Source organism: Glaciimonas soli (genome assembly GCF_009497155.1).
Classification (GTDB): domain Bacteria; phylum Pseudomonadota; class Gammaproteobacteria; order Burkholderiales; family Burkholderiaceae_D; genus Glaciimonas; species Glaciimonas soli.
Genome location: NZ_WINI01000008.1, coordinates 286,366 through 296,741, shown reverse-complemented (window position 1 = coordinate 296,741; position 10,376 = coordinate 286,366). Strand labels below are relative to the sequence as shown.

Genomic DNA, 10,376 nt, shown 5'->3' with positions numbered 1-10,376 from the left:
TCAGGCTTATTACCCAGAAAACCCCATCCTCTTAACCGAGGGTGGGGTTTTTGCTTTGTAAAACCGGTTTGTGCGAGCGATTGGCCAGGCCGCTTGTGAAGCAACCTCAGGCTGCGCTGATGCCAACAGCGCGATCAACCGATCAACGCGCTGACAGATGCTGTGCGGCTGACCATAAACCTACCGCTGGCGCGATGCAGAGCCCTGCGCTCTTCGCATTTCCGGTTCCCATTTCTCCTGCACCCGTAGTTATGGGCAATAAAAAAGCCAGCTGATTAGGCTGGCTTCTTCACTACATAGACTATCACTCAAATTAGAAACGATACGCGGTACGCAATACTGCAAAATTCGCCCCATTGTTCGGCTCTTTAATGCTGCCATTGGAGAAGTGTTGTACTCTTAATCCAAGGTCTAGGCCGTTATTAAAGACATAGCCAAAGCCAACATGGTCACCGAACTCGAAGGCCGTCGAAAAGCGGCGACCATTGTTATCGTACAGGTGCGACATCAAATGCACACCAACACCGGCTTCGGCGTATAAACCTTTTTTATCGTCTTTCTGAAAGCGAAATACAGGTGTGAACCCAATATCAGTGAAATTTTTGGTTTGATCTTCAATGTTTTGATATTTATTTTGACGGAACTCGGCCAAACTTAAATCCCAATAACCACCAATATGCGTACCGTTTGACTGCCACCATTTGGTGCCCCAATCCCATTGGGTCGCTGCGCGAACAAGTTGGCTTTTATTTCCTGTTCCCAGTTCTAATGAAGCTGAGTCTGGCGTCAAATCCAAAGCGTGAGCCATTTGAAATCCGCTTAACAGGCCAACGACCGCAAGAAGTTTTAAAGCAGTTTGTTTTTTTTGCATACAAGCTTTCAATTCCTAGAAAATATAACTAATAGACACAATTAAGTGTAATTTCAGCTGAATTCGTGCAATTAAGTAATTAATCTGCAGTAGATCTATAACAAAATGAATAACTCAAAAGAATAAGTCAAAATCAAAAATCTTGCTGAGATTATGCTGAATTAAGAATTAAGCAGCACGTAAATAGGCCTCTGCCAAATTCACCCAGTAACTGGCGCCAATTGGCAGCAATTCGTCATTAAAATCATAACTGGCATTATGTAAGTTGCATGGACCGAGTCCGTGACCAACATCACGATGTGCACCTGTCCCATTACCGAGGAACACATAGCAGCCAGGCTTATGTTGCAGCATAAAGGCAAAATCCTCGGCGCCCATGGTCGGTTTAATCGTTGCGTGGACATTATCAGCACCGGACATTGCCTGCATGACTTCAACTGCGAAAGCAGTTTCTTTTGGATGGTTGATGAGCGGCGGATAATTCCGATGGAATCGGAAATCGACTTGCGCATTAAAGGCAGCTGCCGTGTGCTGTGCAATTTCAAACATGCGCTGCTCAATCAAATCTAAGACATCGATTGAAAAAGTACGCACTGTACCGATTAGAGTTGCTTCATCGGGAATGACGTTGGTCGCGCTGCCAGTATGGATTTGCGTAATCGACAGTACTGCTGGATCGTTGGGATCGATATTACGAGCAACAATAGTTTGCCAGCTTTGGGCGATTTGTACCGCGACCACAACAGGATCAATACTATTATGCGGTTGTGCAGCGTGCGAGCCTTTTCCTTTGATCGTAACTTCGAACTCATTACTTGAGGCCATCATTGGTCCTGGTGTGACACCAAACAGTCCCGTCGGCATACCGGGCCAGTTATGCATGCCAAATACAGCTTCCATAGGACATTGTTCAAAGAGGCCGTCATCTATCATCCGCTGCGCACCGGCGCCGCCTTCTTCCGCAGGTTGGAAGATGACATAGACCGTACCGTCAAAGTGACGATGCTGTGATAAATAATGTGCTGCACCAAGTAGCATAGCGGTATGCCCATCGTGCCCACACGCGTGCATTTTCCCTTGGTTCTGCGAAGCATGCGTAAAGGTATTTAATTCTTGCATCGGCAGCGCATCCATATCGGCGCGCAAACCGATAGCCCGCCCACTGTTGCCATTTTTGATAATGCCAACTACACCGGTTTTGCCTAAGCCTCGAATGATGGGGATATTCCATTCCGTGAGTTTTTTTGCGACCAGATCAGAAGTCCATTGTTCTTCATAACAGAGCTCTGGATGGGCGTGTAAGTCACGTCGTATCGCTTGAATTTCAGCGTGAAACTGAATAATAGGCTCGATCAAATTCATTATGTACTCCAGAAATAGGTTATCAACCTCGCAAAATTAGCGGAAATTCACTTTATCTTCGGGGATGGTGCAGCGGCAGATAATGTTGATCACTCAGATAGTTTGCGAGGCAGACAATTGATTATATTACCTCTAGCGGCACGATTCGTGTTGGCGCTAAGGGCATAAAAGCGCTTTCTGGGTATGAGTTAACTATATGCTGGTTGCCAAGATTTGTTAAAGTAGTGGCCTATTTGATTGCGTTATTTTCTTTATATTGTTCTAGTTATCAGGATCACCATGACCAGCACTTCCATTGTCCGTGCCACTTGCCCGCACGACTGCCCCGATACTTGCGCCTTGTTGGTGACTGTGCAAGATGGCGTTGCAACTGCAGTGCATGGCGATCCCGAACACCCCACAACTGCAGGCGTACTTTGTACTAAGGTGGCGCGTTACACCGAACGTACTTATCACAAAGATCGTTTATTACATCCGCTAAAACGTGTCGGGGCCAAGGGCGAAGGGAAGTTCGAAAGGATCACCTGGGACGAAGCATTAACGACTATCGCAGCGCGTTTAAGTGACATTGCAGCGCGTGATCCACAAGCAATTCTGCCTTACAGTTACGCCGGTACCATGGGGCGAGTGCAGAGTAATGCGCCCATGCGTTTCTTTCATCGACTAGGTGCGTCATTATTGGATCGCACCATTTGCGCTTCAGCTGGTGCTGCGGGCTATAAATATACAATAGGTGCAGGCATCGGAACTGACATCGAGCAGTTCCAAAACGCCAAGCTGATTTTGATTTGGGGTGGCAATCCGATTGCTTCCAATTTGCATTTATGGACTCGTATTCAGGAGGCAAAACGACGCGGTGCCAAATTGATTGCGATTGATCCTTATCGCTCATTGACTGCCGATAAATGCCATCAGCATATCGCTTTGTTACCCGGCACAGATGCGGCGTTAGCGCTTGGGATGATGAACGTCTTGATCGAAGAGGATTTATTAGATCATGACTACATCGCACAACATACGTTGGGCTTTGATCAGTTGAAACAGCGTGCACAAGAATGGCCGCCTGCCAGAGTTGCCGAAGTTTGCGGAATTAGCGAAGATGAAGTCGTCCAGTTGGCATGTGAATACGGTGCTGTTGCTCGCGCCGGAGACGGCGTCGCGATTCGCGCCAATTATGGATTGCAGCGCGTGCATGGCGGTGGCATGGCAGTGCGTAATATTGCCTGTTTACCGGCTTTAGTTGGCGCATGGCGCAACGCCGCTGGCGGTGTGCAACTGACCAGTTCCGGGAGTTTCCCAGTTAATACGACAGCGATTGAACGCTCAGATTTACTCAAAAATAAACTTACACGCACTATTAACATGAGCACGATAGGCGATGATTTATTGCGTGAAACATCACCGTCGTTTGGCCCAAAAATTGAAGCACTGATCGTGTATAACGCCAATCCGGTTGCTGTTGCACCGGAGTCTGGCGTCGTCGCCCAGGGTTTTGCGCGAGAAGATTTATTCACTGTGGTGCTAGAGCATTTCCAAACTGATACCGCAGACTATGCCGATATTCTCTTGCCAGCCACCACGCAATTGGAGCACACAGACGTCCACTCGGCCTACGGGCATTTGTACATGATGGCAAATAATCCTGCGATTGCTCCGCTGGGTGAAGCCAAGCCGAATACAGAAATATTTCGCTTGTTAGCGCAGCGTTTGGGATTTGATGATATCTGCTTGAAAGAGAGCGACGATACGATTGCTGCACAAGCATTTGATCAACGCCATGAACGTGCAATTCATTTCGATTGGGATGCATTGAAACAGAAGGGCTGGCAAAAATTGAATATGCCAGATGCCCCTTTTGCTAACGGTGGATTCCCTACGCCATCAGGCAAGTGCGAGTTTTTCAGCGACCGTATGCAAGCTGATGGTTTGGACCCGTTGCCAACTTACATTGCACCATATGAATCTCGCGCAAGTAATCCAGAGCTGGCTACAAAATATCCGCTGGCGATGATTTCACCGCCAGCACGCAATTTTCTCAATTCTACTTTCGTGAATGTGCAAAGTTTACGCGCCACCGAAGGCGAGCCGCATCTTGATATTCATCCTAATGATGCCGCTGCACGTCATATAGTGCATGGCACAATGGTGCGCGTGTTCAATGATCGCGGAACGTTCACCGTCAAAGCGCGAGTCACCGATAAGGCAAGAGAGGGCTTGGTGGTTGGTTTGTCGATCTGGTGGAAAAAATTTGCCCATGACGGTAAAAACGTCAACGAACTGACCAGCCAGCGCTTAACCGATATGGGACGGGCGCCGACGTTTTATGATGTGCTGGTCGAGGTGGAAGCGATATCTCAATAATCTGCGTCATATCAGTTCACCTACAATCAACATAAGTGCTCAATGACATTCAACGCTGACCTGCATCGTAGTACTCTCAAATTGGAAAACCGTGTGGCGAACGGAAAAGCGTTAGAGATGAGTGTATTGGATGCCGGCCCGCAGTTTGCGCGAACGACGCAAGACCAGCAGCCCACGATGGTTTTTCTGCACGGCTTTGGCGGTCGTGCCGCTTACTGGGAATATCAGCTCGAACAATTTCAACAAGATTATCGTGTCATCGCCTTGGATCTGCGTGGCCATGGCTATAGCGATGCGCCAACTGAAGCCGATGGCGCGCAGTACAGTGTTCCCGAATTGGTCGATGACATCGCCGCCGCATTAGCGCAATTACAGGTGCCGCAGCAATTCATTTTGGTTTGCCATTCTTTCGGTGGAGCACTGGCCTCTTATTTCATCAAACAATTTCCTGAGCGCGTTTCTGCGTTGATTATCATTGCCTCAGCAGTGCGATTCCGCTTGCGACCTTTGGCGCGTGCTTTAATGAAAACGCCGCCGCTGTTGATGGCGTGGCTGGCAAAATTGGCGCCTTATGTCGGCGTAAAAGCCGCACATGTTTATCCTTTATCGCATGTGGTTTTTCTGCAAAATAAAAATGCTTTGAGTTCTTGGGATGGCACGGCGTATTTGCGTGCGATTCAAACACCGACTTTGGTTATTCTGGGACAGCGCGATATTTTATTTGATCAGCCGGCATATAAAGAAGTCGCGCGCCTTATTCCTGATGCCGAAGAAATCGTGATTCCCGTATCAGCACATCAAGTGATGGTGGAGCGACCGGATGCTGTGAATCGTGCGATAGAACGTTTTTTGTTGAACTTGTCAGATTCAGTCGAGCAAATAGCGCAGCGTAATGCGATCAAAATTGAACGACAAAAAGAACTGCGTGCGGCACGCAAGCAATTGGAGCTAGAGCGTCCCTGGCTAAAGCATTACGATCCTCGTACGCCGTATCACATCAAGATGCCGACACTGTCATTGCCACGCTTGCTGGAAGCCACTGCCAGACGCTTCGCCAAGACAACCGCGTTATCTTATTACGGCGCAAAACTGAGTTGGAGAGAGTTGGATCAACAAGCCAATCGCTTTGCTCATGGCCTGATTCGCATGCGAATTAAACCGGGAGAGCGCGTGATGCTGGCATTGCCGAATATGCCGCAAACGATGATCGCGTATTTTGGTGTGCTCAAAGCCGGTGCGATTGCGGTGATGACAGATGCCGCAACCAGCAAAGAAGATTTATTGACACGGATAGAAGAGGCGCAAGCGGTGATGCTGATCGTCGCGTCCAACCGCTATCAAGAGTTGAAACAGGATTTGCGTACTGATGTCAGAGCCGCGGGCTTACGGCGAGTGGTTTTTGCAGCGCTGATTGACTATATGGGATGGCGCGAGAAATGCAGATTCGGTTTGCTACATCATCTGCAAGATGGTCACGGTTTACCTTGGCTGCTGCAAGACAGTCAATATCACAAACGCTATTCACGATTTAATCAGATACTCGGGAGTGGTCGGAATTTTCCGCCAGATGTTTCACAGCATGTCGAAGACGTCGCCGTGATCGTCTATACCTTTGGGGCGACCGGCACGCCGTTACCGGTGCCGTTGTCACATCAAAATCTCGCTGCCAATGCATTGCAGCTACGTCATTGGTTGCCGGAATCGCGTCCCGGTGACGAGCGCTTTTTGGCGCAACAACCGTTATCAACCGCCTACGGCTTAACCGGCTTATTACACTTGGGCGTATATCTTGGTGCCACCTTGATTTTATTGCCACACATGCATAATGCGACGTTGGAGCCGTTGTTAAAGAGCATAAAAAAAATGCGACCGACATATTTCCCGACAACGCCGCAGATGGTGCGACGGATCGCCTATAGTCCCGGCGTAAGGCAGTATGGATTGGCTTCGATTCGCGTGTGCGCGGTGAGTGGTTCGCCACTACCGTTGGAGATACGGGAAGAATTCGAAAAAATCACACGCGGACGATTGGTGGAGGCATATGGTCTGGCAGAAGCATCGCCTGCTGTATTAGCTATGCCGTTGCTATCTTGGTCGGTGCGGCAACAGTGGCAGCAATCGGGTATGGTTGGTTTACCGTTATCAGATACGGAAGTAAAAATCGTCGATCTCGACACGAATGCAATAGTGGCCCCAGATGGGCTGGGTGAGTTATGGGTACGCGGCCCACAGGTTTTTGCCGGGTATGATGACAACGGTCGCTTATTGCGCTCTCGTACGGCGAGCGACCAGCGATTGCATGATGGCTGGTTGGCAACTGGTGATGTTGCTAGTATGGATGAAGAAGGCTTTGTTTCGATCATTGATCGTAAAGACAACATGCTGATACGCGGAGGCATAAGAGTGTTTCCTCGCCAAATTGAAGATGTCTTTTTTGAACATCCAGCGGTAGCGCTGGCCGAGGTGAAGTGGGCGCCAGATGAAGAAGGCGTGATTCATTTGCGCGCACGTATTATGTTGCATCGCAATATGCGAACAGATGCCGAAGAGTTACTCAAATATGCATCAAAACGCTTGCATGCAAGTGCTTTGCCCGATAGCATCGCGATAGAATAAAAAATACGCTCGTGCTTTTTTGATGTGATCAGACTACTATAGTCTTCTTGCATCGGGAACGACAATAAATAAACACAACAGACATAGACAAATAAACATGGATAAATTCTGGCTTAAATCGTATCCCGAAGGTGTCGCTGCAGAGATTGATAGCAATCAGTATCGCTCACTGGTGCATTTGTTGGAGGAGGCATTTCAGAAGCATGCAAGCCGTAACGCATTTGCATGCATGGGCAAAAATTTGACCTATACCGAGCTGGATCAAATCTCCAGAAAAGTCGGTGCCTGGCTGCAGAGCAAAGGCTTGCAAAAAGGTGCGCGTGTCGCCGTCATGATGCCGAACGTGCTGCAATATCCGGTGGCGATTGCCGCCATTTTGCGCGCCGGTTATATCGTTGTGAACGTCAATCCCCTCTATACGCCGCGTGAGTTAGTGCATCAATTAAATGACTCCGGCGCAGAAGCAATTTTCATCCTTGAAAATTTCGCAACGACGCTACAGCAAGTTGTCGCCGATACCAAGGTCAAGCACATCGTCGTCGCCAGTATGGGCGATTTGATGGGAGCCAAAGGTTGGTTGGTGAATCTGGTGGTCCGTCGTTTCAAGAAAATGGTACCGGCTTTTTCTTTGCCAGGTAGCGTGCAATTCAACCGCGTTATCTCCGAAGGAGCCGGGTTGACGTTGCAACCGGTAACGATTAATTCAAGCGACGTCGCCTTTTTGCAATACACAGGCGGCACAACGGGAGTCTCGAAGGGCGCGACGCTGTCACATCACAATGTCGTCGCGAATGTAATACAAGCAGAGGCATGGTTATCACCCGGTATGACTACGGGGGAAAATGCTGACCAACTGGTGTTTGCTTGTGCTTTGCCGCTGTATCACATTTTCGCATTGACGGTCAGTTGCCTATTGGGTATGCGTGAGGGTGCATTGAATGTACTGATCCCTAATCCGCGTGACATTTCTGGCTTGATTAAGGAAATGTCGAAGTATCGCATTAACAGTTTCCCCGCTGTAAATACATTGTTCAACGCGTTGTTAAATCACCCTGATTTTGCCAAGCTCGATTTTTCTACTTATCGCATATGCGTCGGTGGCGGTATGGCGGTACAAAAAGTGGTGGCAGACAAATGGAAGCAGGTGGTTGGATGCCCAATCATTGAAGGTTACGGTTTATCAGAAACTTCTCCGATTGCAAGCGCCAATCCAGTCACCATTACTGAAGCAACTGGCACGATAGGTTTGCCGTTGCCATCGACAGAAATTGTGATACTCGATGATGATGGCCAGCCAGTTCCGCTTGGTCAGTCCGGTGAAATTGCCATCCGCGGCCCACAGGTAATGATGGGATATTGGAATCGTCCGGACGAGACTGCCAAAGTGATGACTGCAGATGGCTTCTTTAAAACGGGTGACATCGGTTTCATGGATGAGCGCGGTTACACCAAGATTGTCGATCGCAAGAAAGACATGATTTTGGTTTCTGGATTTAATGTCTATCCGAATGAAATCGAAGCGGTGGTGGCTGAGCATCCTGGCGTATTGGAATGCGCTTGTGTTGGTGTTCCAGACGAACATGCCGGCGAAGTGGTGAAGATTTTTGTGGTGCGCAAAGATCCGACATTAACGTCCGAGCAGCTGATGGCTTATTGCCGTGAGCAATTGACCGGCTACAAACGGCCCAAATATATCGAGTTTCGGAGCGAGCTTCCTAAGACTAACGTAGGTAAAATTTTGCGTCGCGAATTGCGAGATGAGAAGAAAGTTGAGCTAAAAGTCACTATCTAAGCAAGTGCATTTCTGACGGAAGTCTCTAACATAAAACAACCCTGAATCAGCATTGATTGATTCAGGGTTGTTTTTTATTCACAGCAAAAACAAGCATTTGATTATTTCTTGACTGCAATTAGTGCTGCGGTATGATGCAGCGCAAGGTAGGTAATCCCGCATAACTGCATACGTCGTTGTCGTCGCATTATCGTACTAAGGTACTGTCTGCGTCGTGACTGTCTGAACAGTTATGTGAGACGACTTGGTTCTACTTCTCATTCAGACATTAACATTTCACACTCAATAAATAAGATGAAATCTATCGCTCTTCTACTGACTTGTTTCTTATGTGCAAGTGCCCCTGTGTCTTTCGCCGCCAGCGATATCACTGGTGCCGGTTCGACTGCGGCTGCACCGCTTTATATCAAATGGAAAGCCGCTTACACTGGCAAGATAGGCAATAAAGTGGAATATCAATCTGTCGGTTCGTCGGCAGGGATAAAGAAAATGAAAGAAAACTCGGTCGACTTTGCCGCCAGTGATGCGCCGATGTCGTTGGAAGAGTTGAAAAAAATTAACATGTTGGCATTTCCTACAGTGATTTCTGGAGTTGTCCCTTTTGTCAATTTGCCGGGTGTGCGGGTTGGTGAGTTGCGTCTCTCAGCAGAAATCCTGGTGGGTATTTATAGCGGCAAAATTACGAAATGGAATGATGCGCTGATTGAGAAAGAAAATCCTCAATTGCATCTGCCGAATCTGACAGTTGTGCCGTTGGTGCGTTCTGATGGTTCAGGTACGACATTTACATTCAGCGATTATTTGAGTCGCGTCAGCCCGGAATGGAAACAAAAATTCGGCACTAATTTCACCATCGCCTGGCCAGCGAATGTCGTGGCAGCCAAAGGATCAAGCGGCATGGTGGACGTTTTGAAGAAAACGCCGGGTTCGATTGGTTACACTGAATATGCCTATATTATCGAAAACAGCTTGAACTACGTGCAGCTCAAAAATCATGATGGCTTGTACGTCAAACCGAATGCAGCATCGTTCCGCGTTGCATTGGCCAACAGTGGCTGGACTAAAACCGGACAGTTCGAAGAGATGTTGACCGACAAAGCTGGTGCGGGTAGTTGGCCGATTACTGGCAGCACGTATATCTATGTGCCGCGAGTAACTAGTCAACCTGAGCGCACCGCTTCAGTGCTGCAGTTCTTTACCTGGGCGTTCATGAATGGCGATTTGATCGCCGATAGCCTGGATTTCATTCGCTTGCCCGATTTAGTACAAGCCCGCGTAGTGCATGAAATTGGAAGCGTGGTGGATACGCATGGGAACAAACTGCATGTAGAGATAGGTTTGAATTAAGCGCAATACGCGTCATATGCAGGTCGG

6 protein-coding genes are annotated in these 10,376 nt (G+C 48.3%); 4 read left to right on the top strand and 2 right to left on the bottom strand.

The genetic code is table 11. From position 1 onward, the window contains the following. Window positions 1-313: 313 nt before the first annotated feature. Both GEV47_RS16735 and GEV47_RS16730 read right to left on the bottom strand, forming a co-directional pair. Window positions 314-871: an acyloxyacyl hydrolase gene (locus tag GEV47_RS16735; RefSeq protein WP_153235913.1), complete on the bottom strand. Its 558-nt coding sequence runs from the start codon at window positions 869-871 to the stop codon at window positions 314-316. 168 nt (window positions 872-1,039) lie between these two features. Beyond that, window positions 1,040-2,233, bottom strand: coding sequence for a M20 aminoacylase family protein (locus GEV47_RS16730; protein WP_153235912.1), 1,194 nt, complete (start codon window positions 2,231-2,233; stop codon window positions 1,040-1,042). Window positions 2,234-2,512: 279 nt separating this feature from the next. Between GEV47_RS16730 and GEV47_RS16725 the strand changes: the two genes are divergently transcribed. The 4 genes from GEV47_RS16725 to pstS all read left to right on the top strand — a co-directional run bounded on the left by GEV47_RS16725 (window position 2,513) and on the right by pstS (window position 10,349). After that, window positions 2,513-4,594 (top strand): molybdopterin-containing oxidoreductase family protein, encoded by a 2,082-nt coding sequence (locus GEV47_RS16725; RefSeq protein WP_153235911.1) that lies wholly within the window; start codon window positions 2,513-2,515, stop codon window positions 4,592-4,594. Window positions 4,595-4,636: 42 nt separating this feature from the next. Next, entirely contained in the window at window positions 4,637-7,210 is a 2,574-nt protein-coding gene (locus tag GEV47_RS16720; RefSeq protein WP_153235910.1) for an alpha/beta fold hydrolase, read from the top strand. Window positions 7,211-7,307: 97 nt separating this feature from the next. Further along, on the top strand, window positions 7,308-9,002 hold the full coding sequence (locus GEV47_RS16715; protein WP_153235909.1) for a long-chain fatty acid--CoA ligase: 1,695 nt from the start codon (window positions 7,308-7,310) through the stop codon (window positions 9,000-9,002). A gap of 345 nt (window positions 9,003-9,347) precedes the next feature. Then, window positions 9,348-10,349: a phosphate ABC transporter substrate-binding protein PstS gene (gene pstS / locus GEV47_RS16710; protein ID WP_194270691.1), complete on the top strand. Its 1,002-nt coding sequence runs from the start codon at window positions 9,348-9,350 to the stop codon at window positions 10,347-10,349. The last annotated feature ends 27 nt before the right edge of the window (window positions 10,350-10,376 follow it).

Coding starts and splice junctions, on each gene's coding strand:
- GEV47_RS16735 (WP_153235913.1), bottom strand. CDS start 871: ATGCAAAAAAAACAAACTGCTTTAAAACTTCTTGCGGTCGTTGGCCTG.
- GEV47_RS16715 (WP_153235909.1), top strand. CDS start 7,308: ATGGATAAATTCTGGCTTAAATCGTATCCCGAAGGTGTCGCTGCAGAG.
- GEV47_RS16730 (WP_153235912.1), bottom strand. CDS start 2,233: ATGAATTTGATCGAGCCTATTATTCAGTTTCACGCTGAAATTCAAGCG.
- GEV47_RS16720 (WP_153235910.1), top strand. CDS start 4,637: ATGACATTCAACGCTGACCTGCATCGTAGTACTCTCAAATTGGAAAAC.
- GEV47_RS16725 (WP_153235911.1), top strand. CDS start 2,513: ATGACCAGCACTTCCATTGTCCGTGCCACTTGCCCGCACGACTGCCCC.